This window comes from Bradyrhizobium sp. MOS001 (genome assembly GCF_004634465.1).
GTDB classification, from domain to species: Bacteria; Pseudomonadota; Alphaproteobacteria; order Rhizobiales; family Xanthobacteraceae; genus Bradyrhizobium; species Bradyrhizobium barranii.
In genome coordinates this window covers 1-26,530 of sequence record NZ_SPVJ01000035.1, presented here as the reverse complement: position 1 = coordinate 26,530, position 26,530 = coordinate 1, and the positions used below count along the sequence as shown (strand labels likewise).

Annotated in this window: 27 protein-coding genes and 1 riboswitch; of the genes, 12 read left to right on the top strand and 15 right to left on the bottom strand. The window is 64.8% G+C overall.

Translation table 11 applies throughout. The features are described 5' to 3' along the window. Positions 1-14: 14 nt before the first annotated feature. Together CT676_RS30985 and pgeF are read left to right on the top strand one after the other, a co-directional pair. A complete protein-coding gene (locus CT676_RS30985) occupies positions 15-1,133 on the top strand; it encodes an SAM-dependent methyltransferase (RefSeq protein ID WP_085398494.1) in 1,119 nt (372 codons plus the stop codon). Then, positions 1,130-1,897, top strand: coding sequence for a peptidoglycan editing factor PgeF (gene pgeF / locus CT676_RS30980; protein ID WP_085398493.1), 768 nt, complete (start codon positions 1,130-1,132; stop codon positions 1,895-1,897). The genes CT676_RS30985 and pgeF overlap by 4 nt, the downstream gene beginning before the upstream one ends. Positions 1,898-1,935: 38 nt before the next feature. Here pgeF and CT676_RS30975 read toward each other — a convergent pair whose 3' ends face one another. Beyond that, entirely contained in the window at positions 1,936-2,508 is a 573-nt protein-coding gene (locus CT676_RS30975) for a hypothetical protein (protein ID WP_135216021.1), read from the bottom strand. 87 nt (positions 2,509-2,595) lie between these two features. Between CT676_RS30975 and CT676_RS30970 the strand changes: the two genes are divergently transcribed. The 4 genes from CT676_RS30970 to CT676_RS30950 all read left to right on the top strand — a co-directional run bounded on the left by CT676_RS30970 (position 2,596) and on the right by CT676_RS30950 (position 6,671). After that, entirely contained in the window at positions 2,596-3,210 is a 615-nt protein-coding gene (locus tag CT676_RS30970) for a hypothetical protein (RefSeq protein ID WP_085398491.1), read from the top strand. 193 nt (positions 3,211-3,403) lie between these two features. Then, positions 3,404-4,357 (top strand): ribose-phosphate pyrophosphokinase, encoded by a 954-nt coding sequence (locus CT676_RS30965; protein ID WP_028151562.1) that lies wholly within the window; start codon positions 3,404-3,406, stop codon positions 4,355-4,357. Between the two features lie 254 nt (positions 4,358-4,611). Continuing rightward, positions 4,612-5,640 carry a putative zinc-binding metallopeptidase gene (locus CT676_RS30955; RefSeq protein ID WP_063985560.1) on the top strand — a complete coding sequence of 343 codons (1,029 nt, stop codon included), beginning with the start codon at positions 4,612-4,614 and terminating at the stop codon, positions 5,638-5,640. Continuing rightward, the gene (locus tag CT676_RS30950; RefSeq protein ID WP_063985561.1) at positions 5,637-6,671 is read left to right on the top strand and encodes an ATP-grasp domain-containing protein; all 1,035 of its coding nucleotides are present in this window, start codon (positions 5,637-5,639) and stop codon (positions 6,669-6,671) included. The genes CT676_RS30955 and CT676_RS30950 overlap by 4 nt, the downstream gene beginning before the upstream one ends. A gap of 145 nt (positions 6,672-6,816) precedes the next feature. Here CT676_RS30950 and CT676_RS30945 read toward each other — a convergent pair whose 3' ends face one another. The 9 genes from CT676_RS30945 to CT676_RS30900 form a co-directional block, all read right to left on the bottom strand. Next, on the bottom strand, positions 6,817-7,275 hold the full coding sequence (locus tag CT676_RS30945; protein ID WP_085398490.1) for a carbon monoxide dehydrogenase subunit G: 459 nt from the start codon (positions 7,273-7,275) through the stop codon (positions 6,817-6,819). Between the two features lie 10 nt (positions 7,276-7,285). After that, positions 7,286-8,125 (bottom strand): XdhC/CoxI family protein, encoded by an 840-nt coding sequence (locus CT676_RS30940; RefSeq protein ID WP_085398489.1) that lies wholly within the window; start codon positions 8,123-8,125, stop codon positions 7,286-7,288. A gap of 11 nt (positions 8,126-8,136) precedes the next feature. Next, complete coding sequence (locus CT676_RS30935) at positions 8,137-9,345, bottom strand: VWA domain-containing protein (protein ID WP_135216020.1); 1,209 nt, start codon at positions 9,343-9,345, stop codon at positions 8,137-8,139. Beyond that, positions 9,342-10,208: a MoxR family ATPase gene (locus CT676_RS30930; protein WP_085398487.1), complete on the bottom strand. Its 867-nt coding sequence runs from the start codon at positions 10,206-10,208 to the stop codon at positions 9,342-9,344. The genes CT676_RS30935 and CT676_RS30930 overlap by 4 nt, the downstream gene beginning before the upstream one ends. Before the next feature lie 2 nt (positions 10,209-10,210). Continuing rightward, positions 10,211-12,631 carry an aerobic carbon-monoxide dehydrogenase large subunit gene (locus CT676_RS30925; RefSeq protein WP_135216019.1) on the bottom strand — a complete coding sequence of 807 codons (2,421 nt, stop codon included), beginning with the start codon at positions 12,629-12,631 and terminating at the stop codon, positions 10,211-10,213. Next, positions 12,628-13,128 (bottom strand): (2Fe-2S)-binding protein, encoded by a 501-nt coding sequence (locus CT676_RS30920; protein ID WP_063985567.1) that lies wholly within the window; start codon positions 13,126-13,128, stop codon positions 12,628-12,630. Before CT676_RS30920 ends, CT676_RS30925 begins: the two co-directional genes overlap by 4 nt. Positions 13,129-13,141: 13 nt before the next feature. Next, complete coding sequence (locus CT676_RS30915; protein ID WP_085398496.1) at positions 13,142-14,005, bottom strand: xanthine dehydrogenase family protein subunit M; 864 nt, start codon at positions 14,003-14,005, stop codon at positions 13,142-13,144. Positions 14,006-14,370: 365 nt separating this feature from the next. After that, positions 14,371-15,573 carry an MHYT domain-containing protein gene (locus tag CT676_RS30905; protein ID WP_085403431.1) on the bottom strand — a complete coding sequence of 401 codons (1,203 nt, stop codon included), beginning with the start codon at positions 15,571-15,573 and terminating at the stop codon, positions 14,371-14,373. Positions 15,574-15,673: 100 nt separating this feature from the next. Next, on the bottom strand, positions 15,674-16,231 hold the full coding sequence (locus tag CT676_RS30900; RefSeq protein ID WP_071909551.1) for a 6,7-dimethyl-8-ribityllumazine synthase: 558 nt from the start codon (positions 16,229-16,231) through the stop codon (positions 15,674-15,676). 74 nt (positions 16,232-16,305) lie between these two features. Continuing rightward, a riboswitch (FMN riboswitch) is annotated at positions 16,306-16,481 on the bottom strand. A 387-nt stretch (positions 16,482-16,868) separates the two neighbouring features. Between CT676_RS30900 and CT676_RS30895 the strand changes: the two genes are divergently transcribed. Both CT676_RS30895 and proC read left to right on the top strand, forming a co-directional pair. Beyond that, on the top strand, positions 16,869-17,369 hold the full coding sequence (locus CT676_RS30895; protein ID WP_028169834.1) for a YbjN domain-containing protein: 501 nt from the start codon (positions 16,869-16,871) through the stop codon (positions 17,367-17,369). Positions 17,370-17,560: 191 nt separating this feature from the next. Then, entirely contained in the window at positions 17,561-18,397 is an 837-nt protein-coding gene (proC, locus tag CT676_RS30890) for a pyrroline-5-carboxylate reductase (RefSeq protein WP_244623315.1), read from the top strand. A gap of 150 nt (positions 18,398-18,547) precedes the next feature. Here proC and CT676_RS30885 read toward each other — a convergent pair whose 3' ends face one another. The 5 genes from CT676_RS30885 to CT676_RS30865 form a co-directional block, all read right to left on the bottom strand. Continuing rightward, entirely contained in the window at positions 18,548-18,940 is a 393-nt protein-coding gene (locus CT676_RS30885; RefSeq protein WP_063985570.1) for a hotdog domain-containing protein, read from the bottom strand. 206 nt (positions 18,941-19,146) lie between these two features. Beyond that, the gene (locus tag CT676_RS30880) at positions 19,147-19,395 is read right to left on the bottom strand and encodes a tautomerase family protein (RefSeq protein WP_071909549.1); all 249 of its coding nucleotides are present in this window, start codon (positions 19,393-19,395) and stop codon (positions 19,147-19,149) included. A 55-nt stretch (positions 19,396-19,450) separates the two neighbouring features. Beyond that, on the bottom strand, positions 19,451-21,103 hold the full coding sequence (gene hisS / locus CT676_RS30875; protein ID WP_085403339.1) for a histidine--tRNA ligase: 1,653 nt from the start codon (positions 21,101-21,103) through the stop codon (positions 19,451-19,453). Positions 21,104-21,187: 84 nt separating this feature from the next. Next, positions 21,188-21,712, bottom strand: coding sequence for a DUF2314 domain-containing protein (locus tag CT676_RS30870; RefSeq protein ID WP_085403432.1), 525 nt, complete (start codon positions 21,710-21,712; stop codon positions 21,188-21,190). Positions 21,713-21,850: 138 nt separating this feature from the next. Continuing rightward, a complete protein-coding gene (locus CT676_RS30865; protein ID WP_085403340.1) occupies positions 21,851-22,933 on the bottom strand; it encodes a branched-chain amino acid aminotransferase in 1,083 nt (360 codons plus the stop codon). Positions 22,934-23,269: 336 nt separating this feature from the next. Between CT676_RS30865 and CT676_RS30860 the strand changes: the two genes are divergently transcribed. From CT676_RS30860 to CT676_RS30845, 4 genes are all read left to right on the top strand, one after another. Then, positions 23,270-23,812 (top strand): MarR family transcriptional regulator, encoded by a 543-nt coding sequence (locus CT676_RS30860; protein ID WP_063985573.1) that lies wholly within the window; start codon positions 23,270-23,272, stop codon positions 23,810-23,812. Next, positions 23,809-24,540, top strand: coding sequence for a response regulator transcription factor (locus CT676_RS30855; protein ID WP_028169830.1), 732 nt, complete (start codon positions 23,809-23,811; stop codon positions 24,538-24,540). The genes CT676_RS30860 and CT676_RS30855 overlap by 4 nt, the downstream gene beginning before the upstream one ends. An 18-nt stretch (positions 24,541-24,558) precedes the next feature. After that, on the top strand, positions 24,559-25,947 hold the full coding sequence (locus CT676_RS30850; protein ID WP_028151545.1) for an ATP-binding protein: 1,389 nt from the start codon (positions 24,559-24,561) through the stop codon (positions 25,945-25,947). Positions 25,948-26,155: 208 nt separating this feature from the next. Continuing rightward, the coding region (locus CT676_RS30845; protein ID WP_135216017.1) for a transposase at positions 26,156-26,530 on the top strand (375 nt) is incomplete at its 3' end.

Below are 26,530 nucleotides of genomic sequence, written 5' to 3'. Positions count from 1 at the left end.
CGAGAAGACAGACCGTGACCGAACAGCCGCTACTCAACGAGATCAGGGCGCTGATCAAATCCTCAGGGCCCATGCCGGTCTGGCGGTACATGGAACTGTGCCTGATGCATCCGCGCTATGGCTATTACGTCTCGCGCGATCCGCTCGGGCGCGAAGGCGACTTCACCACCGCGCCCGAGGTCAGCCAGATGTTCGGCGAGCTCCTGGGGCTGTGGACCGCCTCGGTGTGGAAGCAGATGGGCTCGCCGCAATTCCTGCGGCTGATCGAGCTCGGCCCCGGCCGCGGAACCATGATGGCGGATGCGCTGCGCGCACTGCGCGTGCTGCCGCCGCTCTACCAGGCGCTTCACGTCCACATGGTCGAGGTCAATCCGGTGCTGCGCGAGCGGCAGAGTGCGACGCTGGCGGGCGTGCGCAACATCGCCTGGCACGACAGCATCGACGACGTGCCCGAAGGGCCGAGCATCATCCTCGCCAACGAATATTTCGACGTGCTGCCGATCCGCCAGATGGTGAAGCGCGAGAACGGCTGGCACGAGCGCGTGATCGAGATCGATCCCAACGGCAAGCTTCAATTCGGCGCGGCCGCCGACCCGACGCCGCGCTTCGACGTGCTGCTGCCGCCTCTGGTGCGCGCCGCTCCCGTTGGCGCCGTGTTCGAATGGCGCCCCGACGGCGAGATCATGAAGCTCGCCACGCGCGTGCGCGACCAGGACGGCGCGGCGCTGATCATCGATTACGGCCATCTGCGCAGCGATGCCGGCGACACGTTCCAGGCGATCGCGCGCCACACCTTCACCGATCCCCTGAAGGCGCCGGGCCAGGCCGACGTCACAGCCCATGTCGACTTCCAGGCCCTGGCGCGCGCGGCCGAGGATGTCGGCGCCCGTGTGCACGGCCCGGTGACGCAGGGCGATTTCCTCAAGCGCGTCGGCATCGATACCCGCGCAGCTGCCCTGATGCAGAAGGCGACGCCTGAAGTCGCCACCGACATTTCGGTGGCGCTCAAGCGCCTGACCGATACCGGGCGCAGCGGCATGGGCTCGATGTTCAAGGTGCTCGGCATCTCCGAGCCGCGGCTGACCGGCATCGCCGGCCTCAGCGATCTCGAACGGGCCGGAGGCGCTTCATGACGCTTGCTTCGTCGCTGCTGTCGGCCGTGCCCGGCCTGCGCCATGCCTTCTTCACCCGCGAGGGCGGTGTCTCAGGCGGGATTTATTCGGCGCTCAATGGCGGGCTCGGCTCCAACGACGATCCGGCGCATGTCGCGGAGAACCGCCGCCGCATGGCCGAGCATGTCGGCGTCGCCCCGGAGCGCTTCATCAGCCTGCACCAGATCCATTCGCCCGATGTCCTCATTGCCGAAGCGCCGTGGCCGAGCGGACCGCGGCCGAAGGGCGATGCGCTGGTCACGAAAACACCCGGCATCGCGCTCGGCGTCTCCACCGCCGATTGCGGGCCGGTGCTGTTCGTCGATCCCAACGCGCGCGTGATCGGCGGCGCCCATGCCGGCTGGAAAGGCGCGCTGACCGGCGTGCTGGAACAGACGATCTCGGCGATGGAGAAGCTCGGCGCCACGCGCAGCGGCATCATCGCCGCGATCGGCCCCTTGATCCGACAGGACAGCTACGAGGTCGGCAACGAGTTCGTGGCCCGCTTCATCGAGGCGGACGCGGACAACGCCATGTTCTTCATCCCGTCGGTGCGCGCCGGACACGCGATGTTCGACCTCGCCGGCTTCATCCGGAAGCGGCTCGAAGCCGCCGGCATCCTGATGATCGACGATCTTGGCCTGGACACCTATGCCGACGAGCGCTTCTTCAGCTATCGCCGCTCGGTACATCGCAAGGAGCCGGATTACGGCCGCCACATCCACGCGATCGCGCTGGAGAATTAAGAACGAATTCGGCCTAGTTCTTGCCGCAACCCATTAGGTTAGTCGCTGCATCTTTCGAACAATGGCGTTTCATTCTTTCCGCGAAGCCATTTAGTCGGCAAATCAACGTACATTTGAGCTGGTGGAGGCGGCGGCGGCGGTCGGACCTCGAAACCTTCATCGACTTCGATCTTCTTCCAATCGTCGCGATGCGCGGAGAAAGTCCGATATTTGTCGCCGACCTTGAGCAGAACGATCTCCCAAACCTCGCCCGGCTGACGCCACCAGATCAGTGTCGTGCTGGGTGGAGGGTCCTGAACCGACACGATCTTGATCTTGTCGTCGGCAATACGCGTCGCCGAATAGATCGCGCTGATGAATGTCCTTACTTGCCCAGGTGTGAACGTCCCGATCACATTCCTTGTCGTCGGCGCTCCGGAGGACGACGCGATGTACGTCAATCGCGCGCCACAGCGGTTGTTCTCACAGGCCTGATACGGATCCCGTTTGCAATCAACCGACCAGGTACCGGTCAGTCCGAAAGCCCGGATTGCCTCGGCCGCACTTTCTGCCGCCGCGGCCCGCCCCACGATGAGGCAGGCAACGATTACCCCCAAAGTCGCTCCCCTCATCGACAATTCCTCGGCCGGATCGGCCCAATGATGTGTCCTTCCTGCCCTAGACCTTAATCGATTTTAACGATATCGCTGCCCCTCATAATGAGGGACGCGTCATTCATCCTGGGCCGCGCGGGTTCGCGTGTGCTGGCGGTCATGCTGCTGGCAGCGGCGGTCGCGCTTGGCGGCTGCGCCGGCGGCGGCGGTGCCGCCAACTCCTATGCGATGGCGCCGAGTACCGGCTCAGGGGCGACCGTGGCCTTCGAATCGATCGACGGGCCGCCCCCGCAGGTGTTCGACCGCATGGTCGGCGTGCTCGACAGCGAATCCAAGCTGCGCAGCCTGTCCGTCGTCTCCCGCGAGGGGACGGCTGCCTATCGCGTGCGCAGTTACCTCTCCGCCCAAATCGTGCGCGGCAAGACCGTGATCGCCTGGGTCTGGGACGTCTACGACGCCAACCAGCAGCGGGCATTGCGCCTCTCCGGCGAGGAATTGACCGCCGCCAAGGGCGGCCGCGATCCCTGGGGCGCCGCCGACGACCTCGTGCTGCGGAAGATCGCCCAGGCCGGATTCAGCGGACTTTCCAACATGATCAACGGAACGCCGGACGCGCCGAGCACTGTTCCCGGCTTGCGGGGACCGGCGGTGGCCAGCGTGATCCCGGAGGCTCCGGCGGCCGAGATGCCGGCCTCGGCGCTGGGCTATGCCGAGCGATAACCCCCGCGAAACCACGGCCCCAAGTTGCGGCCAAACCGTTGGCCCGACTCAGGATTTCGGAGGGAAAACGTAGCATGCCGGGTTGCCATTGCAGGCCCCGGCCTGATATTTCCTCGCCCGTCGTAACCGTGCTTCCAGTGGGTATTCTCTGATGTTGAACGTCGTATCCAGCAAAGCGCGGGAGGAAGCGTCCATGTCGGCCAAGAACGGCTCCATCAAGCTTGTCGCCGGCAACTCAAACCCGGCTCTCGCGCAGGCGATCGCGCAAGGCCTCGACCTGCCGCTAACCAAGGCCGTGGTACGGCGCTTCGCCGACATGGAGATCTTCGTCGAGATCCAGGAGAACGTCCGTGGCTCGGATGCTTTCGTCATCCAGTCGACCTCGTTCCCCGCCAACGACCATCTGATGGAACTGCTGATCATCACCGATGCGCTGCGCCGCTCCTCGGCACGCCGCATCACCGCGGTGCTGCCCTATTTCGGCTACGCCCGGCAGGACCGCAAATCGGGTTCGCGCACGCCGATCTCGGCCAAGCTCGTCGCCAACCTGATCACGCAGGCCGGCGTCGACCGCGTCATGACGCTCGACCTGCATGCCGGCCAGATCCAGGGCTTCTTCGACATCCCGACCGACAATCTCTACGCGGCACCGCTGATGGTGCGCGACATCAAGGACAAGTTCGATCTCTCCAAGACGATGGTGATCTCGCCTGACGTCGGCGGCGTGGCGCGCGCACGTGGCCTTGCCAAGCGCATCAACACCCCGCTCGCGATCGTCGACAAGCGCCGCGAGAGGGCGGGCGAATCCGAGGTCATGAACGTGATCGGCGACGTCGCCGGCTACACCTGCATCCTGATCGACGACATCGTGGACTCCGGCGGCACGCTGGTGAACGCGGCCGACGCGCTGATCGCCAAGGGCGCCAAGGACGTCTACGCCTATATCACCCACGGCGTGCTCTCCGGCGGCGCGGCCGCCCGCATCGCGGGCTCGAAGCTGAAGGAGCTCGTGATCACCGACTCGATCCTGCCGACGGAGGCGGTGACCAAGGCTCCGAACATCCGCACGCTTCCGATCGCCAGCCTGATCTCGGACGCCATCGCGCGCACCGCGGCGGAAGAGTCGGTGTCGAGCCTGTTCGACTAGTTTTTCCGATCCCGGAAGGTCTCGTAGGGTGGGCAAAGGCGCAAAGCGCCGTGCCCACCTTTTCTTTTTATATTGAAGGTGGTGGGCACGCTTCCGCCTTCACTCTCCGAGCTACGTCGGACAAGTCGCTTTGCCCACCCTACGGCGTTGAGCGCTGACGCGCCGCAGCCCGCTTCGCAGCCCCACGGGTTGTTGCCCGCCGCCGCCCATGACATCATCCGGATACCGAGTCATCCCTGCCCCCTGGATTCCTGATGCCGCGCCGGAAATTTGCCTGGGAGAAGCTGTCGGATGACGAGTTGCTCAAGCAGCGCCTCTCCAGCCTGAGGGTTACGGTCAAAGGCACCTGGCTCGAGGACTGCGTCAGCACGCTCCATGAGGAGCTCGAAGAGCGGGGCATCCGGCTGCGACCGCACACATGGATCTCGAGCGAATGGTTCAGTCCGGGCGATGTGCCGGGCATCGCCATCCCCTTCTATCTCGCCCATCCCCGTCTGATGAAGCTCGAGAAGAAGATGATGTTCGACGTCGAGGGCGGAACCTGGCGCGAGTGCATGGGTATCCTCCGTCACGAGGCCGGCCATGCCGTGCAGCACGGCTATCAGCTGCAGCGCCGCCGGCGCTGGCAGCAGCTGTTCGGCCCGTCGTCGAAACACTACCCGCGCTACTACCGGCCCAATCCTGCCAGCAGGCGCTACGTCCAGCACCTCCGGCTGTGGTACGCGCAAAGCCATCCGGATGAAGACTTCGCCGAGACCTTCGCGGTGTGGCTGCGCCCACGCTCGAACTGGCGGACGCGATATGCCGGATGGCCGGCGCTGAAGAAGCTCGAATATGTCGACGAGCTGATGCACGAGATTGCGGGAAAGCGGCCGCTGATCACGACGCGGGAGCGTGTCGATACGCTGGGCCGGCTCAGCCAGACGCTCGAAGACCACTACAAGAAGAAGCAGGCGTTCTACGCCTTCACAGCGCCGAAGACCTACGACCGCGACCTCTCCCGGCTGTTTTCAGCCGATCCACGGCATCACCGCTCAAAGCCGGCTTCGGCCCTGATCAGACGGCACCGCGCGCAGATCAGGCAGCTGGTCGCGCGGTGGACGGGCGAGAACCAGCTCACGCTCGATGCCGTGCTCGATGATATGATCTCCCGCTGCCGTGAGCTCGATCTGCGCGCCGTCGGCCCCGAACAGAAGCTCGTTCTCGATTTCACCGTCCTCGTGACCGCCAAGACGATGCACGCGCTGTTTGGCCCGTCTCGGCGCAAATGGATCGCGCTATGAGACGCTCACGCATTCTGGTGCTGATGCATCCGGACTTCATGCCTCCGGACTCCTCCGACGGATACACGCCGCAGGAAATCAACAACTGGAAGACGGAATACGACGTGGTGAGCACCTTGCGTGCGGCCGGCCACGAGGTTCGCGCCCTCGGTGCGCAGGACGAGATCAAGCCGATCCGCGAGGCGATCGAAGAATTCAAGCCCCACGTGGTCTTCACGCTGCTCGAGGAATTCCACAACAACGTCGCCTACGACCAGCACATCGCCAGCTATCTCGAGCTGATGAAGGTCCCTTATACCGGGTGCAATCCGCGCGGCCTGATCCTGGCGCGCGGCAAGGATTTGTCCAAGACGCTGGTGCATCACCGCCGGATCGCAGCGCCGGCCTTCGCCGTCTTCCCGATGCGCCGCAAGGTGAAGCGCCCGACGCGCCTTGCGCTGCCGCTGATCGTCAAGAGCCTGAACATGGACGGGTCCTTCGGCATCTCGCAGGCCTCGATCGTCGATACCGACGAGAAGCTCGTGGAGCGCGTCGCCTTCATCCACGAGCGGGTCGAATCCGCCGCCATCGCCGAGCAGTTCATCGAGGGGCGCGAGCTTTATGTCGGCGTGCTCGGCAACAACCGGCTGCGCGTCCTGCCGGTTTGGGAACTGAAATTCGGCAGCATGGGCGGGCGCAGATCACGGCACATCGCCACGGAGAAAGCCAAGCACGACACCGACTATCAGGAGAAGCTCGGCATCGTCGACGGGCCGGCCAAGGACCTCGCGCCCGAAGTCACCGCGCGCATCCAGCGCGCCGCGAAGCGCATCTACCGGGCGCTTGGCCTCGACGGCTACGCACGCATCGATTTTCGTCTCGCCGCCGACGGCACGCCGTATTTCATCGAAGCCAATCCCAACCCCGAGATCGCCAAGAGCCAGGAGTTCGCCACGGCGGCTCAACATGCCGGGCTCAAATATCCGGATCTCCTGCAGCGCATCCTGACGCTGGGGATCAGCCGGGCCAAGGCGGGGGTGTCGTTGGGGTGATGGCGGCTTGCGCGACTATCGTAGGGTGGGCAAAGGCGCAAAGCGCCGTGCCCACCTTCTTTTGTAGCGATGAAGACGGTAGGCTCGCTTCCGCCTTCGCTCTTCGAGCTACGGCGGACAAGTCGATTTGCCCACCCTACGGCAGCTAGCCTGCCTCGGCCTTCGCGCTCACCACGTCGGCAAATGACTTGAAGAACTCCCCCGCCAGCTTCGTCGCGGTCGAATTGATCAGCCGTGCTCCCAACTGCGCGAGCTTGCCACCGATCTGCGCATCGACTTCGTAATGCAACACCGTCACGTCGGCGCTCTCGGATTCCAACCGCACCACCGCGCCACCCTTGGCGAAGCCGGCGACGCCGCCGGAGCCCTCTCCTGAGATACGGTAACTGTTGGGCGGATCGAAATCGGACAGCGTCACCTTACCGCTGAACGTCGCCTTCACCGGGCCGACCTTGAAGACCACCGTCGCGGTCATCTCGTTCGGCGCGGTCACCTCGAGCGACTGGCAGCCCGGGATGCACTGCTTCAGCACAGCGGGATCGTTCAGCGCCGCCCACACCTGCTCGCGTGAGGCGGGAATTCGCTGGCTGTCGTTCATCTGCATGATCGGTGTCTCACTCTCTGCTTGCTGTTTGATTGGCCGCGCGCTGGCCACGCCGGCGTTCTCTGGTGATCTCGGCGAGGATCGACATTGCGATCTCCTCCGGCGTGATCGCGCCGAGATCGAGGCCGGCCGGCGCCTTGAAATCGTCGATCGCAGCCGCGCTGGCGCTCTCTGCAAGGAGTTTTGCGCGCAGCGAAGCCATCTTGCGGCGGCTGCCGACGAAGGCGTGATAACAGGCTTTGGTCGCGACCGCCGCGCGCAAGGCGGCCTCGTCGCCCTTGCCCTGCGTCGAGACGACGACGAAGCGCTTGGAGTCGTTGAGCTCGCCGAGCTGATAACCATCGATGACCGCGTCGGCGTCCGGCTGCGCCGTGAGATCGGCGGACGGCGCAGCAAACGTGACGTGATAGCCGAGCACGCGCGCCTGCGCCGCAAGCGACAGCGCCACCGGGCTCGCACCGAGAATGACGAGCGAGGGATGCGGCAGCACCGGCTCGACGAAGATGTCCATCGTGCCCTTGCTCGGGCACATGTTGCTGGCAAAGCGGATGCCGTCGCGGCTCTCCCCCGCGCTGACGCCGAGCTCGGCCAGCAGGTTCTCCGGCTGCACCGAGACCATGCGCGGCTCGCCATCGGCGAGCGCCTCGCGCGCCGCCTTCAGCACCGCGCCCTTGGCGCAGCCCCCGCCGATCCAACCCGCGACGATGGTGCCGTCGGCGGCGATGATCGCCTTGGCGCCAGCCTTCGCCGCGGTCACCGACACCGTGCGCACCACCGTCGCGAGCACGAAGGCACGCTCGGCGGCCTTCATCTGAGCGACTACATCAAGCACTTCGACATGAGCGGTCATCGGAAGCCTCCTCAAAGCTTCGCTAAATAGGGTTCGAGCGCTCGCAGGCTGCTCAGCGAATTCGCGGGCGCATAGAGATCGACATGCGGCAACGCAGCTCTTATGCCCCGCGCTTCGGGCGTGTAGCCCTCCCACGCCATCATCGGGTTGAGCCAGACAATGCGGCGACAGCGCCGGTGCAGCGCCGCCATCTCGCGGCCAAGCAATGCGGCATCGCCGGTCTCGTAGCCGTCGGACACGATCATCACGCAGCTGCGGGAATGGATCACGCGCGCGGCGTGCCAGCGATTGAAGGTTTGCAAGCACTCGCCGATCCTGGTGCCGCCGCCCGCGCCTTGCGCCATGATCGAGAGCCGGTCGAGCGCGCGGCCGGCGTCCTTCTCCTTCATCGCGTCGGAGACGTAGGCGAGGCGCGTGTGGAACAGGAACGCCTCGGCCTCACGGAACTGGTCGAGCACACCGTGGATGAAGCGCAAGAAGACTGCCGTGTACATGCTCATCGAGCCCGAGGCATCGAGCAGCACGACCAGCCGCAACGGCTTGTCCTTGCGCTGGCGTTTCACCAGGCTGATGGGAACGCCGCCATGGCTGATGTTGCGGTGAATCGTGCGGCGGAGATCAAGCCGGTAGCCACGCCGGCGCGCCAGATCGCGCCGGGTCAGCCGCGTCCGCATTGCCTTGGCGAGCGCTGCTGCGGCCTCATGGGCCTGCGCGACCTGGTCTGGATCGCTCAGCTTTCGGAAATCGACCTCGGCAAAATTGTCGGCGCGTGAAGCACCTTCCATGCGGCCCTCGCCGGAACGGCCTTCCGGCGCGTCGTCGGAGGACGGAAGCTGGTCTACGGCGGACTGGTTACTGCCCTGCTCCGCCGCGGCATCCTGCAAGCTCTTCAGCGAGGGATTGCTGGCGCCCGGTGTTGATCCATTCGTGCGGGAGCGCGAGCGCACGCGCTTGCCCAACCAGAACGCGTCGAACAGACCGTCGAACTTGTCCCAGTCGGATTTGCGTGCCGAGAACAGGTGCTTGAACGCCGTGCGCAGCAGACCCGGCCGCGCCGCATAGCCCGATGATATCAGCGTCGCCGCATCCTGCCCTTCGGCGAGCCCGACGCGAAAGCCGGCCTCGCGTAGCGTGCGCAGGAACGCCGCAAGCTTCGCGGAGACGAGGCGCGAGACCTCGTTGAGGTCATCATATCCGGGGCTGGAGCCACAGCAGCTCATGCGACCTTTCCCAGCAGGCGCTGTGTCACCTCTGGCGTGACACGGGCGCGGTCTTCGTGAGTCTTCAACAGGCAGACGAGCGTCTCATGCACAATCTCGGGTGCGTCGTGAAGATTGGTTACGTCGAGGCCGACGAGAGCTGCCGCCCAATCCAGCGTCTCCGCCACGCCCGGGACTTTTCGCAGCTCCTCCTTGCGCACACCCTCGACCATGCGCGCGATCTGGAGCGACAGCGACGGGCTCGCGCCCATGACGCGCGCCAGGATGATGCGGGTCTCGCGGTCGACGTCGGGATAGTCGACATAGTGATAGAGGCAGCGCCGGCGCAACGCGTCGGAGAGCTCGCGCGTGCCGTTCGAGGTCAGCACGACATGCGGGATGGTGATTGCGGGAATGGTGCCGAGCTCGGGGATCGAGACCTGGAAGTCCGAAAGCAGCTCCAGCAGGAACGCCTCGAACTCGTCGTCGGCGCGGTCGATCTCGTCGATCAGCAGCACCGGCGCCTTCGGCCGACGGATCGCGGCGAGCAAGGGGCGCTCGAGCAGGTATTTTTCCGAGAACACCTGGTCCTCGATGCTATCGCTGCCGCGATGGGCCTGGATCGCCAGCAATTGCCGCTGGTAATTCCACTCGTAGAGCGCGGAGGACTGATCTAGGCCCTCGTAGCATTGCAGCCGGATCAGCTCGGTCGCATGCACTTTTGCAAGTGCTTTCGCCACTTCCGTCTTGCCGACGCCCGCCTCGCCCTCGAGCAGCAGCGGACGCCGCAACAATTGCATCAGCGAGATCGCAGTCGCGAGGTCCGCATCGGCGATATAGCCCGATGCGGCCAGCGCTTGCGCGATCTCATCACGGCCCTTCATCGCTACGCCACCGCGCCCAGATCCTTCGCCGCCTTCCAGTTGCGCCAGAAATCATGCGGCATCTGGATGTGCGTGCTGCCCAGGAACGAGAACGCGTCGTTGACGGCATTGGAGAAGGCCGGCACACCGCCGACATTCGGGCTTTCGCCGACGCCCTTGGCGCCGATCGGGTGATGCGGCGACGGGGTGACGGTGAAGTCGGTTTCCCAATGCGGCGTCTCCACCGCAGTCGGCATGAAGAAATCCATAAACGAGCCGGTGACGACGTTACCTACCTCGTCGTAGCGGATCTCCTGGCCCATCGCGATGGCGAAGGCTTCGGTCAGGCCGCCATGCACCTGCCCCTCGATGATCATCGGGTTGATCCGGGTGCCGCAATCGTCGAGCGCATAGAAGCGCCGGACCTTGTACACGCCGGTATCGACGTCGATGTCCATCACGCAGAGATAAGCGCCGAACGGATAGGTCATGTTGGGCGGATCGTAATAGCTCACCGCTTCCAGTCCCGGCTCCATGCCCGGCGGCACCGAGTTGTACGCCGCCCAGCAGATGTCCTTCATCGACATGAACTTCTCCGGCAGGCCCTTCACCCGGAAGCCGTCGATGTCGAATTCGAGATCGTCCTCGTGGACCTCGAGCTTGTAGGCCGCGATCATCTGCGCCTTGGCCTTGATCTTTCGCGCGGCCATGGCGATTGCGGCACCCGCGACCGGCGTCGAGCGTGAGCCGTAAGTGCCGAGCCCATAGGGCGCGGTGTCGGTGTTGCCCTCCTCCACCATGATGTTATCGGCGGGAATGCCGATCTCGGTGGCGATGATCTGGGCCCAGGTGGTCTCGTGGCCCTGGCCCTGGCTTTTTGAACCGACCCGCGCGATGCCGGCCCCGGTCGGATGCATCCGGATCTCGCAGGAGTCGAACATCGCAATGCCGAGGATGTCGCAGTTCTTCGACGGGCCAGCACCGACGATCTCGGTGAAGAAGGAGATGCCGAGCCCCATGATCTCGCGGGTCTCCCCCCGCGCGAACGCGGCACACTTCTCCGCCTGCTCCTTCCGGAGCGCGGCGTAGCCGGTCGTCTCCATCATCTTGCGCATGGCGGTGTGGTAGTCGCCGGAATCGTATTCCCAGCCGAGCGCCGAGTGATAGGGGAACTGCTCCGGCTTGATGAAGTTCTTCAGCCGGAGTTCAGCGGGGTCCATGTTGAGCTTCTGCGCCAGAATATCCATGGCGCGCTCGATGCAGTAGGCCGCCTCCGTGACGCGGAACGAGCAACGGTAGGCGACGCCGCCCGGCGCCTTGTTGGTGTAGACGCCATCGACAGCCAGATGTGCGGTCGGGAAGTCATAGGAGCCAGTGACGATGTTGAAGAAGCCGGCCGGCCATTTCGACGGGTCGGCGCAGGCGTCGAACGCACCGTGATCGGCGAGCACGTGGACGCGAAGGCCGGTGACCTTGCCGTCCTTGGTCGCGGCGATCTCGGTGGTCATGTGATAGTCGCGCGCGAACGAGGTCGCGGTGAGGTTCTCGATGCGGTCCTCGACCCATTTCACCGGCTTGCCGGTGACGATGGAGGCCACCGCCGCACAGATATAACCGGGATAGGCGCCGACCTTGTTGCCGAAGCCACCGCCGATGTCGGGCGCGATCACGTGGATCTTATGCTCCGGAATTTTTGCGATCAGCGCCACCACGGTGCGGATCACGTGCGGGGCCTGGAAGGTGCCGTAGATCGTCAGCTCGCCCTTGATCTTGTCAAAAGAGCAGACGCACTGGCAGGTTTCGAGCGGCGACGGATGGGTGCGGTGATAAGAGATCATCTCCTTGATCGTGACCTCCGCCTTCCTAAAGGCGGCGTCTGTGAGGTCCTTGTCGCCGACGGTCCACTCGAAGATGTGGTTGTCGTGCTTGCGCGGACCATGCGCGCCGGACATCTTGCCGACGAGATCCTCGCGCAGCACCGGCGCGTTCGCGTCCATCGCCTTGAAGGGATCGACCAGCGGCGGCAGCGGCTCGTATTCGACGATGACCGCGTTGATGCCGTCATCGGCCGCATAGCGGTCGGTGGCGACGACGAAGGCGACCTCCTGATTCTGAAACAGCACCTTGCCGTCGGCCAGAACCATCTGCACGTCGCCGGCCAAGGTCGGCATCCAGGCGAGGTTCACGGTCTTCAGCGTCTCGGCGGTGATCACCGCGAGCACGCCGGGCACCTTCAGCGCCGCGCTGTCGTCGATCTTCTTGACGCGCGCATGCGGGTGCGGCGAGCGGACGAAGTCGCCGTGCAGCATGCCGGGCAGCTTGACGTCGTCGACGTAATTGCCCTTGCCTTGGGTGAAGCGGATGTCCTCGACGCGCTTGCGCTTGCAGCCCATGCCTTCGAGTGCGGCGGTGCGTTGTTCCCGCGTGGGAGTGAGGTCGTTCATTCTGCGGCCTCCTGGAATTCCACGCCGTTGATCTTTGCGGCGGCGTATTGAATGGCTTTGACGATGTTCTGGTAGCCGGTGCAGCGGCAGATGTTGCCGGAGATGCCCATCCGGATTTCCGGCTCGCTCGGCGAGGGATTTTCCTTCAGCAGCCGATGCGCGCGGACGATCATGCCGGGCGTGCAGAAGCCGCATTGCAGGCCGTGCATCATGCGGAAACCTTCCTGCAAGGCCGACAGCGTGCCGTCGGCGTTGGCCATGCCTTCGATCGTGGTGATGTCGGAGCCATCGGCCTGCACCGCGAACATGGTGCAGGACTTCACCGACATGCCGTCGATGTCGACGGTGCAGGCGCCGCAATGCGTGGTCTCGCAGCCGATATGGGTGCCGGTCATCTGCAGATTCTCGCGGATGAAATGCACCAGCAGCGTGCGCGGCTCGACGAGGCCTTCGACCTCGGCGCCGTTCACCTTCATGGTGACGTGTGTTTTAGCCATCGATCCCCCTCCCTTACTTCGCGACAGCGGCGGCGCGCTGAAGCGCGCGCGTCACCATGATGCCGCCGACATGTTTTCGGTATTCGACCGGGCCGCGGGCATCCGCAGCTGGTGCCATGATCGCTGCGGCCGCAGCGGCGGCCTTCTTCAACGTCGCCGCATCGAGGCTGGTGCCAATCACGGCCTTGGCGGCATCGGCAGCCAGCAGCGGCGTCTCGTGGACGTTGGTGAGCCCGATCGCGCAGGTCGCGACCTTGCCGCCGGACATGGTGAGAACCACGGCGGCGGCGGCGGTGGCGTAGTCACCGACCTTGCGCTTGAGTTTTTCGTAGGCGTAGCCGTGGCCGGCCGCGGGCACGGGAACCGAGACGGAGGTCAGGATCTCGCCGGGCTCGAGCGCGGTGAAATAGGCGCCCTGATAGAAGTCGGCCGCCGCGACGTCGCGGGAGCCACCCGGGCCTTCGAGGCGATAGGTTGCCCCCAAGGTCATCATCAGCGCCGGCATGTCATTGCCGGGATCCCCATTGGCGACATTGCCGCCGATCGTGCCGCGGTAGCGCACCTGCGGGTCGGCGATCAGCAGTGCCGCTTCATGCAGGATCGGCATCGACTGGGCGATTTCGTCGGAGGCCAGCAGCTCGTGCTGGGTGGTCATCGCGCCGATGACAAGATTGTTGCCGTCGCGGCTGATGCCCTTGAGGGCGGCGATGCCGTGCAGGTCGATCAGATGGGCGGGGGTGGCGAGCCGAAGCTTCATCATCGGCACCAGACTGTGCCCGCCGGCCAGCGGCCGGGCATCCTCGCCGAGGTCTGCCAAGAGCTTGACGGCATCGGCGACACTCGCCGGCCGGTGATAGCTGAATGAGCCTGGGATCATCATCTCCTCCTCGTCGTCCTCTTGCGCGTGACGGCGCGGACGTTGGAGGGGACGGTCACTCCGAGAGGGGCAACCCGCAATCATTCGGGCACGGAACAGCGGATTTCGCACGAGTTGCGGCGGGGAACGCACGAATTGCGTCAGGTGAGGCGACGTATGGCGCGGCGGCCACCTACCCTCCCCTGGAGGGGGAGGGTCGACCGCGCGAAGCGCGGGCGGGGTGGGGTGATCTCTCCACTCGGGGGGTATTCATCGCGGAGGGACCGTCACCCCACCCCGCTCCGCACTACGCTCCGCTCCATGCGAAGCGACCCTCCCCCTCCAGGGGAGGGTAAGAAAGAACGCGCCTCCCGTGCGGCCCGACTCTACGCGTGCCGCCGGTTCGCTAGGCCCAACCTTGCCTTCACCTCAGCTATCTTGGCACGGCTGACCGGGACCCGATGCGGCGACGGACCGTCGAGCTCGAGCACGGCGCCATCCCCCTCTTTGCGGACCAATGCGACATGGGGGATGGCAACGATATGGCTGCGGTGCACCCGGAGGAACAACGAGGGATCGAGCTGGGCCTCGGCCTCCGAGATCGACCAGGGGCACATTCGCTCGCGGGTGCCGTCGTGAACACGGGTGTAATGCGCATCGGCCCGGACGCTGCGGACATTGGCTGTCTCGATGAAGTGCGTGCCGTCGGCGCTCTCGACCGGCAACCGGGGAACCGGCGTGCGGGGCGGCTGGCCGAGACCGCCGAGCGGGGCCACCGGGCGCGGAGCTGCAGCCGGCGCAGCGATCAGTTCGATGGCGGCCGCCGCGACCGGCGAAGCAGCCGGTTCGGCAGCAACAGAGGTCGACGTCTGACGCCGCTGGTCGGGAACCAGCGACAGCAGGAAGCCGGCTGCGATGACGAAGCACAGCACCGCAACGATGATCGACAGGATTTGCTGCGACGCGGCAAGACCGCCGCCGGCATGGTGATGCGCCGCGCCGGTCAGCGGCTCGAAATGCATGCCGAGCATCGCCGTGTAATGCATGCCGGAGACGGCGATGCCGAACGCAACCGAACTGACGATCAGCCGGACGCCCTCCTGCTGCGCCAGGAAGGCGCGCAAACCACCATAGGCGGTGACGATCGCGACCACGACCGAGAGCAGCACCATGGTCCGGTCGTGGACGATGCCGAAGTGACCGGCGAGACCATGAATGCCGACATAATGCATGCTGGCGATGCCGACGCCGAGCAGGACCGCCGACGAGGCCACTCGCTTCAGGGATGGCTCGCCGATCGAGACAAAGAAAAGAGAAATGCCGACCACCAGCGCGCAGATCAGGAACGAGATGATGGTGGGAAGAACGAGATAGACCGTGTCCGGCGGCAGCGGCGCGGCCAGCATGCCGACGAAATGCATGGTCCAGATGCCGACGGCCAGAAATGCCGCCGCACCCGCGAGCAGAACGCGGTTGCTGACGCCGGGCGTGTTGCGGATGCGAGCAGCAAGCGCAAAGCCGGTATAGCCACCCAGACTCGCGATCGCCACAGAGAGCGCGACGAGATAGGGATCGTGTCCTTCGAACATGATCTTGTCGGCCGCCCGTCTCCACGGCACGGCCTCCTCCCGCCGCCGACTTTATAGGGACGGCGACGGGATTGACAATCAGCGGCGTGTGAGCGGACGGCTACACAATGCCCGCCGCGACCTGACCGCGCAGGCGCTCCAGGCCGAGCAATGTCTCGGCACAGGCTGCGGCGACCTCGACGCCCTTGATCGCAAAATGCCTGCGGAAGAAATCGTAGTGCACCTCGGTCTCGTGGAATTGCTGCGGCGTCAGCACCGCCGAGAACACCGGCACCTCGGTGCGCAGCTGCACGTCCATCAGCGCCTTGATCACGGTGTCGGCGACGAACTCGTGTCGGTAGATGCCGCCGTCGACGACGAGGCCCGCCGCGACGATCGCGGTGTAGCGCCGCGTCTTGGCGAGGATCTGCGCATGCAGCGGGATCTCGAACGAGCCCGGCACCTCGAACACGTCGACATGATTGAGGTGACGTGCGGCCGCCTCCTTCACGAAGGCGATGCGGGCCTCCTCGACCACGTCGCGGTGCCAGCAGGCCTGCACGAAGGCCACCCGCTGCGGTTTCGCGAAGCGCGGATGCTCGGGTGCCGGATCCTGCGGAACCGGCGGTTGGGTGACTTCGGAAGTTTCGGTTTGGGGGTCTTGCAACATCTGATTCATGGCTTTCCTTCAAAGGACCAGAATCAGGGCACACGGAACGACAAGCAGCCGCACCTTGCGATGCGTCTGCCACCGACCGTTCTCTTTCATCCGGACTTTAACCGTCGGCTTCGGAGTTGCACCGAATCTGCTGACCCTTCCCTTCGGCAAAATTCCTTTTCAGGAAGATCCTTGGGGGAAGGCGCTCGCGGGCTTGGGCCTTGCGACCCTTACCGCCGGTGGGGACTTTCACCCCGCCCTGAGAACATCGGCCGCCCGGGATGAACGGCCTGACCGGAAATATGACGCCACCCGGCGGCCGCAGCAAGCGCGTTCCGCATGAAAAACCGCATGGTCCCATGCCGCCATGACGGGTGTGGCCTCGCCCGGCGGAATTAACGATTGGCGCGCCATCGGCGAATCCGATTCCGATTTGTTCTCATTCGTTAAGAATTGTGGCGGAGATGAGCTGTGGACGAACGAGTCCTGGCTTGTGGACGGACTCGGCAGCCAGTTGCGCAGATTCCGCAAATCACATCACTTGATCCGCGATAGGCTCGCGCTGATCCGAGGGGATCGCGACAGCGACGTTGAGGGAGCGCGCCGGGCCGACCGAGTGCGTATCAAAGACAACAAAAAGGCAAGAGGTCGAGACGGAATGTCCCTGCTCGAAGGCACTATCGATTCCAGAAATCACCCGCTCGCGGTGGTCGAGGACATCGCTGCCAGCAACAACTGGCCGTTCGAACGCTCCGGCGAAGACGAGCTCACGATTGTCTCCAAGGGACAATGGACCGACTATCAGATCTCCTTCACCTGGATGGGTGAGATCGAGGCGCTGCATCTGGCTTGCGCCTTCGACATGAAGATTCCGGTTGCACGGCGGAGCGAAGTGCAACGGCTGGTCGCTGCGGTCAACGAGCAATTGTGGGTCGGCCATTTCGACCTGTGGACCAACACCGGCATGATCATGCACCGCCAGGCCCTGGTGCTGCCGGGCGGGCTCACCGCCTCGACCGCGCAATGCGAAGCCATGCTCGCCGGCGCCATCCACGCTTGCGAGCGCTACTTTCCGGCGTTCCAGTTCGTGGTGTGGGCCGGCAAGACCACCGCGCAGGCGATGGACGCGGCGATGTTCGACACGGTGGGAGAGGCGTAAGGCCTCTCTCCAAGATGGTGAGGGGCGCGCGCGCCCTCCTCAGCATCGTGCCGGACAGGCGGAGCGCAGATCCGGACCCATACCGCGTGATTTCTCCGTATCGCGCGATGCTTGTTGCTCCGCCCTCCATCCACTAGAACCGCCTGTGGTTATGGGTCCCGGCCTTCGCCGGGACGACACCTTTGTTTGTGGTGACCACAGTGGCAGACAGCAGCACTCTCAAGAACATCACCGGCACCATCCTCCTCGCCGGCGCCGGCAAGATGGGCGGCGCGATGCTGACCGGATGGCTTTCGGGCGGGCTCGATCCGCGCCGCGTCGCGGTGATCGATCCGCACATCTCACCTGAGATCACCGCGCTTGCCGCCAACGGCGTTGCGCTCAATCCCGATGTCAGCGCCGTCGGCACGGTCGAGACTCTGGTCGTCGCGGTGAAGCCGCAGATGTTCCGCGAGGCCGGCGCCAAACTGAAGCAATTCGTCTCGGACAAGACCTCGGTGGTCTCGATCATGGCGGGAACCACGATCGCATCGCTCGAAGAGGTCTGCGGTGGCGCCGTGGTGCGCGCGATGCCGAACACGCCGGCCGCGATCGGTCGCGGCATCACGGTCGCCGTCGCGGCGAAGAACGTCAGCACCACGCAGCGCGCGGTAGCCGATGCGCTGCTGCGTGCCACCGGCTCGGTCGAATGGGTCGAGGATGAAGGCCTGATGGATGCGGTCACCGCGGTGTCCGGCTCAGGCCCGGCCTATGTGTTCCTGCTCGCCGAAGAGCTCGCGCGCGCCGGCGTCGAGGCCGGACTGCCCGAGGCGCTGGCGACGAAGCTTGCACGCGAAACCGTCGCCGGCTCTGGTGAACTTCTGCACCAGTCGGAGCTTCCCTCCAGCACGCTACGCCAGAACGTCACCTCGCCCGGCGGCACCACCGCCGCGGCACTCGGCGTGCTGATGGGCGAGCCGGGCCTGCGCGATCTGATGATCCGCGCAATCGCGGCCGCGACGAAGCGGTCGAAGGAGCTGGCGAAGTAAGCAGGTGTCGTAGGGTGGGCAAAGCGGCTTGTCCGCCGAAGCTCGACGAGCGAAGGCGGAAGCGTGCCCACCAACTTCGTTCGCGATCCCGAAAAGATGGTGGGCACGGCGCTTCGCGCCTTTGCCCACCCTACGGCATCGCGCTCGCCGCTACGCCCCGAGCCGCTTGTTGAACATCTCGACATTCACGAGCCCGCGCGCATGGCGGCCCTCGCCGAGCCTGCGCGTGCCCTCGAACGCCTCGACCTCGAAACGGATGACGCGGCGCTCGACCGCGACCACCTTCGCGGTGGTCCGCACCGTCGCACCGACGAGAGCGGCTGCGAGGTGGCGGATGTCGACTTCGGTGCCGACGGTGACCCAGCCCGGCTGAAGCGCGGCGCGGATCGCATCGCCCGACGTCATCTCCATCTCCAGGATCATCATCGGCGTCGCATAGACCATGGGCATGCCGGGCACGAAATGCCCGACCGTCCGCTCGGCCGGCACCACCAGCGTGCGCTCGGCGCTCATGCCGACCTTGATGAAGTCGCGTGCGTCCATGGGGGCCTCAAACTCCGCCGTCGTCCCGGACAAGCGCAGCGAAGCGGAGCGCCGATCCGGGACCCATAACCACAGGGAGTAGTTTGGCGAAGACTCGGAGTTACCAGCTCGCCAAATAACCACTGCCTGTGGTTATGGGTCCCCGCTCCCGTGCGCAATTGCGCACTCGGCGGGGACGACAGTGGAGACTGCCGATATAGCGCTGGCTACTTCTTCGCAGCCGCCGCGCGCTCCACAAACGTCTTGCCGCCCTTCATCTTGTGACGGAGCGGGGCTTCGTTGATCTGGATGACGACGGCATCGGCATCGACGCCGAGATTCTTCACCAGGGCCTGGGTGATGTCGCGCATCATGCCGGCCTTCTGCTCGTCGGTGCGGCCTTCGGCCATGCTGACGGTAATCTCAGGCATCGTTCTCTCCCTTGCGGCCGAACACCGGCCATTGACGGTCGCCATCAAACAAGACGTGGATGCCGGGGACAAGCCCGGGCGTGACGGCCTTCCGGAATGGCTATCCCCACTTTACGTCATGGCGGCCCAGGACTTCGCGCACCTTGGCGACGAGGTCGGCTTCGCTGCACGAGAACTGCGCCGGGCGGCTCTCGCGCCACTCCTGGTTGGAGGCGATCGCGGCGGCGGCCTTGGCGCCTTCAATCAGATCCTTGATCTGCAGCTCGCCGCGCGCCTTTTCATCCGAGCCCTGGATGATCACGCAAGGGCTGTTGCGGCGGTCGGCATATTTGAGCTGGTTGCCCATGTTCTTGGGATTGCCGAGATAGAGCTCGGCTCGGATGCCGGCAGCGCGCAAGGACGCCACCATTTTCTGATAGTCGGCGACGCGGTCGCGATCGAACACGGTGACGACGACGGGGCCGAATTCGGGCCGCGTGTCGAGCTTGCCGAGGAGCGTCAGCGCGGCCTGAAGCCGTGATACGCCGATCGAGAAACCGGTCGCCGGCACCGGCTCGCCGCGGAAGCGCGAGACGAGGCCGTCGTAGCGGCCGCCACCACCGACGGAGCCGAACCGCACGGGCCGGCCCTTTTCATCCTTGGTCTCGAGCAGCAGCTCGACCTCAAGTACGGAACCCGTGTAATATTCGAGACCGCGGACGACTTCGGAAGCAATACGTATCCGCTGAGAGCCATAACCAGCCGACGTCAAGATAGAACAAATCTGCTCAAGCTCCTCTAGCCCCTGTAATCCGGTTGGAGAATTCAGAAGTGGTCGCCAATTTGTGAGCAAAGTGTCGTTAGAAAAGAAGTAGCCGGGGGCACCATCATCTGCGGCCCAAGCTTGATTGTCGGACAAATGCTGTTTGAACTGCGCGGGACTTAAGCACCAGTCGTCTTCGTAGGGCTGGTTGTCGCTATCAACTCTTACCCAAGACTCATTGTGTCCGCCTGCAACACGAAAGACTATCTCCATTTGATCTGGAGTAAGGCCCGCGCCCTTAGTAAAATCCCCTTTGCCTTCCTCACCGCCATCCCAACGACCAGGTCCGAGCAGTTTCCTGATGTCGTCGGTTGAAAACTTATCAAGTTTATCGATTGTCCTCAGAACGGTGAGCCTACGTACCGCATTTTCTTCGCCGCCCAGTCCAATGGATTCCAATACCCCATCAAATATCTTGCGACTATTGATCTTCACTACGTAGGAGCCGCGAGGAACTCCCAATGCCTCCATCGTGTCCGCGGCCATCATGCACATCTCTGCATCCGCCGCCGGCGTCGCCGAGCCGACCGTGTCGGCATCGAACTGCATGAACTGGCGGAAACGGCCGGGGCCGGGCTTCTCGTTGCGGAACACGTAGCCGACGCGGTAGCTGCGGTAGGGCAGGACCAGACCGTCGGTGCCGTATCGCTCGCCGACATAGCGGGCGAGCGGCGCGGTCAAATCGTAGCGCAAGCTGATCCACTGCTCGTCGTCGTCCTGGAACGAGAACACGCCCTCGTTCGGACGGTCCTGATCGGGCAGGAACTTGCCGAGCGCGTCGGTGTATTCCATCGCCGGCGTTTCCACGGGCTCGAACCCGTAGAGCTCGTAGACGGTGCGGATCTTCTCGACCATCTCGCGCGTCGCCCGGATCGCGGCGGGGTCGCGATCCTCGAGCCCGCGCGGCAGGCGCGCCTTCAGTTTCTGGGGTTTTTTGGGTTTCTCGGCCATGCGCGGCGTTTACCAGCCGACGCGCGGTGCGGCAACCGAAGTTCGCTTTACTTCGCCCCGCTTGCGGGGAGAGGGGAAGAGAATCTACGGCTGCTCCATCCGGGCCCTCAGGGCATCCGCGTCGGCCTTTGGCAGCGACTTCAGCGTCGGCTTGATGGTTTCGCCTCCGACGATCTTGCCGTTGCGCATGAACATCCAGTCTGAAATGTCCGCTTCGCTGAACTTGACCGCGTCGCCGGCCCGTTTGCCCGGCAGATCGCGCGGCTCGTTGGCGAAGAGGCCCGAATAGGTACCGTTCGGCAGCTTCTTCACGTCACCGATCCAGATATGCTCTCCGCCCCTGCGGGTCGAAAAGCGCACCTTCAAGGCGTGCCCGCTCTCCGACGGCTTTGGCGCGTCATAGGACGCCCAGAAGGTGGGAAGCGTACCGCGGGCGCGCGCGATCGCGGTGTTCATCTCGGGATCGGTGGTGCGCACGTCGACGATCGGCGAGCGGTCTTGCGCTACGACCTCCGGCATGGGCCCGATGGTCAGGATGCCGAAAACGCTGACGCCGGTGATTGCGGCGAGAACGACCCATTTCATGGGCTGGGAGAGTTTTGTTGCCATGTTCGCGATGTCCAGGATGCTTCGATGTCTCCTGGCTTTGTCGCGTGTCGGCAGCAGCACGTTCATAGCGCAATAAGCCACAAACGTTGCGCGTTTCCCCTCTCCCTTGTGCGAGAGGGGAAACGTAATCGCCGTCGATCAAAACACCTTGCGGATCCAGTTGTGCGGATCGTTGGTGCGGCCGTACTGGATGTCGATGAGCTGCTTGCGCAGGCCCGTGGCGACGGGGCCGGCGGCGCCGCCGCTGATCTCGAAATCGCCGCTCACCGAACGCACCTTGCCGATCGGCGAGATCACGGCAGCGGTGCCGCAGGCGAACGCTTCCTTCAGCTTGCCGCTCGCCGCATCCTTGCGCCACTGGTCGAGCGAGTACGGCTTCTCGCGCACCGTCTTGCCGGCATCCTTCGCGAGCGCGATGATGGAGTCGCGGGTGATGCCGGGCAGGATCGTGCCGAGCGGCGGCGTCGAGAGCGAGCCGTCCTCGAACACGAAGAAGACGTTCATGCCGCCGAGCTCCTCGATGTAGCGGCGCTCGACCGCGTCGAGGAAGACGACCTGATCGCAACCGTGCTGGATCGCTTCGGCCTGCGCACGCAGGCTCGCGGCATAATTGCCGCCGCACTTGACGGCGCCGGTGCCGCCGATCGCGGCGCGGGTGTAGTTCTCCGAGACCCAGATCGAGACCGGCGCAGGTCCGCCCTTGAAATAGGAGCCAACCGGCGAAGCGATCACCGCGAAGATGTATTCGGACGACGGCTTGACGCCGAGGAAGGTCTCGCTCGCGATCATGAAGGGGCGCAGATAAAGGCTGCCCTCGCCACCCGGCATCCAGGCGCGGTCGATGCGCACGACCTGCTCCACCGCCTCGATGAAGACGTCCTCGGGCAGCTGCGCCATCGCCATGCGGTCGGCGGAATCCTTGAAGCGGCGCGCATTGGCGTCGGGGCGGAACAGGTTCACACCGCCGTCGTCACGCTTGTAGGCCTTGAGGCCTTCGAAGATTTCCTGCGCGTAGTGCAGGACCGCGCCGGCCGGATCGAGCTGGAAGTTGGCGCGCGCCTCGATGCGTGCTTCGTACCAGCCGCCCTTGGCCTGGTTGTAGCGGACGATCGCCATGTGATCGGTGAAAACCCGACCGAAGCCGGGGTCCACCAGCTTGGCGACGCGGTCCTTCTCGGATGTCGGATTGGATGCGGGCTGGATGTCGAATTTCATACTCATGTCCTTGCCTCCCGCTGCCGGTAGCGGCGCTGTTCTGGCGCCCGCCTGCCCTGTTTGGGCCCGGCTGGCTTGATTAGGTTGTGGCTGGACCGCCGCCAGCCTTGTTACGGCCGGTTTCCGTGGCCAGCATGTCGCCGAGGACATGCTTTTGCGGAACGCGGAAGTCCAGTATGTTTTGCCGAAATGCCGCTCGACAATCGCACGGTAGATCTGCTTCGGCCGTCGTCGCCTGTCCGGCTCTCTCCGGCCGCTCCTAGAACTGCCACCCGACGCGAAGCGATCTAAAATTTCGTGCGGGCTGATCGTTTTGTAACATTGAACCCAAGATACGTCAATATGCCTGACATAAATTTCGCAACTCCCTCTCAAGACGCAGCCGAGCCGCGGCCGGCCGCAGGCGATGGAGGCAATTTGCGCTGGGATATCATCGAACTGCTGTTCTTCGCCTATCGTGATTTCGTCGGCGATCCCGACCAGGAGCTGGAGGCTTTCGGCTTCGGCCGGGCCCACCACCGGGTCATGCATTTCGTCTATCGCTATCCCGGCCTCAAGGTCGCCGACCTGCTCGATGTCCTGCGCATCACAAAACAGTCGCTCGGCCGCGTGCTCAAGCAGCTCCTGGACGAGGGCTATATCGTGCAGAAGACCGGCGACAATGACCGCCGCCAGCGCCTGCTCTACGCGACGCCGAAGGGCGAGGCGCTGGTGCAGAAGCTCGCCGGGCTCCAGACCACGCGGATCACCAAGGCGCTCGCCGAGTTGGCGCCGCAGGATGCCGATACCGTCAAGCGTTTCCTGCGCGCGATGATCGACCGCGACGATCCGGACAAGGTGCTGGAGACGATCTTCGCCAACGTCAATCAGGACGGAAAGGAGTGAACGTGCCGTTCGCTGCCACGCTCGCCCGCCCGCCGGTAGAACCGGCCGACGATGCGCCGCATCTGCTGCTGGTCGACGACGACCGCCGCATCCGCGATCTGTTGTCGCGCTTCCTCGCCAGCGAAGGTTATCGCGTCACTACCGCCGCAAGCGCCGGCGATGCACGCTCGAAGCTCATGGGGCTGCATTTCGATCTCCTGATCCTCGACGTCATGATGCCCGGCGAGACCGGCTTCGATCTCGCCCGCTTCATCCGGACCTCCTCCTCGGTGCCGATCGTGATGCTGACGGCGCGGCACGAGGCCGAAGCCCGCATCGAGGGCCTGCAGATCGGGGCCGACGATTACGTGGCAAAACCGTTCGAGCCGCGCGAGCTTGCGCTGCGCATCAACAACATCCTCAAGCGCGCCGCACCGCCGCCGCAAACCGCCGCGGTGGAGAAGATCGCGTTCGGCCCTTACGTCTACCATCTCGATCGCGGCGAGCTGCGCCAGGGCGAGGAGGTCATTCACCTCACCGACCGCGAACGCGAGATGCTGCGGATTCTCTCGGAGACCCCGGGCGAGACCGTGCCGCGCAGCGCGCTCACCGGCAATGGCAGCGTCAACGAGCGCGCCGTCGACGTGCAGATCAACCGCCTCAGGCGCAAGATCGAGACCGACCCCGCCAATCCGCTGTTCCTCCAGGCGGTACGCGGGATCGGCTACCGCCTGGTGGCCTCGCCATAAAGCAGTGAAGCGCGACCGATGAGCACGATCGATACCGGCCTGACGCTGTTGAAGAGCGCCGCCGGCCGCGTCTCCGCCGCCAATGGCTGGATGGGCAACGCATTCAAAGGCTGGATGCCGACCGGCCTCTATGCCCGCGCGCTGCTCATCATGATCGTGCCGATGGTGATCCTGCAATCGGTCGTCGCCTTCGTGTTCATGGAGCGGCACTGGAACACGGTGACGCGCCGCCTGTCGGCTGCCGTCGTGCAGGACATCGCCGCGCTGATCGACGTCTACAAGGGCTATCCGCAGGACAAGGACCGCAACGAGATCCGCCGCATCGCCCAGCAGCGCCTCGGCCTCGTCGTCGACTTCCTCCCCGCCGGCGACATGCCGCCGCCGGGCCCAAAACCGTTCTTCTCGCTGCTCGACCAGACGCTGTCGGTGCAGCTCGGCCGCCAGATCGGACGCTCGTTCTGGATCGACACCGTCGGCCGCTCCAACCTCGTCGAGATCCGCATCCAGCTCGACGATGCCGTAATGCGCGTGTTCGCGCAGCGTAGCGCCGCCTATGCCTCGAACTCGGAGATCTTCCTGTTCTGGATGGTCGGCACGTCCTCGATCCTCCTGATCGTAGCCGTGCTGTTCCTGCGCAACCAGATCAAGCCGATCCTGCGGCTGGCAGACGCCGCCGAGAGTTTCGGCAAGGGCCGCGAGGCGCCGAACTTCAGGCCGCGCGGCGCGCGCGAGGTACGGCGCGCGGCGGTCGCCTTCCTCGAGATGAAGTCACGCATCGAGCGCACGATGGAGCAGCGCACCGCGATGCTAGCCGGCGTCAGCCACGATCTGCGCACCATCCTGACCCGGTTCAAGCTCGAGCTGGCGCTGATTGGCGACAACCCAGAGCTTGAGGGCATGCGCAAGGACGTCGACGAGATGTCGATGATGCTGGAGGACTACCTTGCGTTTGCCCGCGGCGATTCCGGCGAGCAGTCGCAGCCGACCGACATGGCGCAGGCGCTCGAGGAGCTGCGCAGCGACGCCGAGCGCCACGGCCACACCGCGACCGTCGCGTTCCACGGTCTGCCCGTGGTGACCGTGAAGCCGGCCTCGTTCAAGCGCTGCCTCGCCAACCTCGTCACCAACGCGGCGCGCTACGGCAAGAGCATCGCCATCAACGGCCAGCGCGATCACCGTTATTTGACCGTCACGGTCGAGGACGACGGCCCCGGCATTCCCGCGCACTTGCGCGAAGAGGTGTTCAAGCCGTTCCTGCGGCTCGACAACGCCCGCAACCAGGACGAAGGCGGCACCGGCTTGGGGCTAGCCATCGCCCGCGACATCGCGCGCTCGCATGGCGGCGACATCACCCTCGGCGACAGCCCGATGGGGGGATTAAGGGCGAGTGTCCGGATTCCGGTGTAGGCGGCTCTTCCTTCTCCCCTTGTGGGAGAAGGTGGCGCGAAGCGCCGGATGAGGGGTTGTTTCCGCGAATTCAGAAGTAAGAGAGTCACGCGCGGAGAGATACCCCTCACCCGTCTCGCCGCTACGCGGCGAGACACCCTCTCCCACAAGGGGCCTGTTGCGTAATTCGTCAATTGTGATTCCCTAGGGCAAAGCCTTGGAGGTATCGATGGCGGTGAAGCGGACGGGACAGCCGAGCTTTGTGGAAGCGCTGATGCCGAAGGGGGCCGGCGCCAATGCGGCGCTGGATCGGCTGGCTGGCCTGGTCAAGTGGTATCGGTTCGAGAAGCTGATCGGCCATTTGCGGGATGAAGGGAGCCCCGGTCGACCAGGCTATCCGGTGCTGGTGCTGTTTCGTGCTGTGCTGTTGCAGTCGCTGTATGGTCTTTCGGAGCGCGAACTCGAGGAAGCGCTGGGCGACCGGTTGTCGTTCAAGCGCTTCGTCGGTTTGAGCCTTGAGGATGCGACGCCCGACCACACGGTCCTGAACCGCTTCCGGAACCAGCTCGTTGAACAAGGCCTGCTGGAGAAGCTGTTTGGCGAA

Excerpts from the sequence above, each read along its gene's own strand:
- CT676_RS30885 (WP_063985570.1), bottom strand. The coding sequence starts at position 18,940 with ATGGACGCACGCGACTTCATCAAGGTCGGCATGAGCGCCGAGCGCACG.
- hisS (WP_085403339.1), bottom strand. The coding sequence starts at position 21,103 with ATGGCCGAGAAACCCAAAAAACCCCAGAAACTGAAGGCGCGCCTGCCG.
- pgeF (WP_085398493.1), top strand. The coding sequence starts at position 1,130 with ATGACGCTTGCTTCGTCGCTGCTGTCGGCCGTGCCCGGCCTGCGCCAT.
- CT676_RS30970 (WP_085398491.1), top strand. The coding sequence starts at position 2,596 with ATGAGGGACGCGTCATTCATCCTGGGCCGCGCGGGTTCGCGTGTGCTG.
- CT676_RS30965 (WP_028151562.1), top strand. The coding sequence starts at position 3,404 with ATGTCGGCCAAGAACGGCTCCATCAAGCTTGTCGCCGGCAACTCAAAC.
- CT676_RS30950 (WP_063985561.1), top strand. The coding sequence starts at position 5,637 with ATGAGACGCTCACGCATTCTGGTGCTGATGCATCCGGACTTCATGCCT.
- CT676_RS30865 (WP_085403340.1), bottom strand. The coding sequence starts at position 22,933 with ATGAGTATGAAATTCGACATCCAGCCCGCATCCAATCCGACATCCGAG.
- CT676_RS30930 (WP_085398487.1), bottom strand. The coding sequence starts at position 10,208 with ATGAAGGGCCGTGATGAGATCGCGCAAGCGCTGGCCGCATCGGGCTAT.
- CT676_RS30880 (WP_071909549.1), bottom strand. The coding sequence starts at position 19,395 with ATGGCGACCGTCAATGGCCGGTGTTCGGCCGCAAGGGAGAGAACGATG.
- CT676_RS30860 (WP_063985573.1), top strand. The coding sequence starts at position 23,270 with ATGCCTGACATAAATTTCGCAACTCCCTCTCAAGACGCAGCCGAGCCG.
- CT676_RS30935 (WP_135216020.1), bottom strand. The coding sequence starts at position 9,345 with ATGAGCTGCTGTGGCTCCAGCCCCGGATATGATGACCTCAACGAGGTC.
- CT676_RS30955 (WP_063985560.1), top strand. The coding sequence starts at position 4,612 with ATGCCGCGCCGGAAATTTGCCTGGGAGAAGCTGTCGGATGACGAGTTG.
- CT676_RS30900 (WP_071909551.1), bottom strand. The coding sequence starts at position 16,231 with ATGAATCAGATGTTGCAAGACCCCCAAACCGAAACTTCCGAAGTCACC.
- CT676_RS30870 (WP_085403432.1), bottom strand. The coding sequence starts at position 21,712 with ATGGCAACAAAACTCTCCCAGCCCATGAAATGGGTCGTTCTCGCCGCA.
- CT676_RS30895 (WP_028169834.1), top strand. The coding sequence starts at position 16,869 with ATGTCCCTGCTCGAAGGCACTATCGATTCCAGAAATCACCCGCTCGCG.
- CT676_RS30940 (WP_085398489.1), bottom strand. The coding sequence starts at position 8,125 with ATGACCGCTCATGTCGAAGTGCTTGATGTAGTCGCTCAGATGAAGGCC.
- CT676_RS30915 (WP_085398496.1), bottom strand. The coding sequence starts at position 14,005 with ATGATCCCAGGCTCATTCAGCTATCACCGGCCGGCGAGTGTCGCCGAT.
- CT676_RS30945 (WP_085398490.1), bottom strand. The coding sequence starts at position 7,275 with ATGCAGATGAACGACAGCCAGCGAATTCCCGCCTCACGCGAGCAGGTG.
- CT676_RS30975 (WP_135216021.1), bottom strand. The coding sequence starts at position 2,508 with ATGAGGGGAGCGACTTTGGGGGTAATCGTTGCCTGCCTCATCGTGGGG.
- CT676_RS30850 (WP_028151545.1), top strand. The coding sequence starts at position 24,559 with ATGAGCACGATCGATACCGGCCTGACGCTGTTGAAGAGCGCCGCCGGC.
- CT676_RS30920 (WP_063985567.1), bottom strand. The coding sequence starts at position 13,128 with ATGGCTAAAACACACGTCACCATGAAGGTGAACGGCGCCGAGGTCGAA.
- CT676_RS30905 (WP_085403431.1), bottom strand. The coding sequence starts at position 15,573 with ATGTTCGAAGGACACGATCCCTATCTCGTCGCGCTCTCTGTGGCGATC.
- CT676_RS30925 (WP_135216019.1), bottom strand. The coding sequence starts at position 12,631 with ATGAACGACCTCACTCCCACGCGGGAACAACGCACCGCCGCACTCGAA.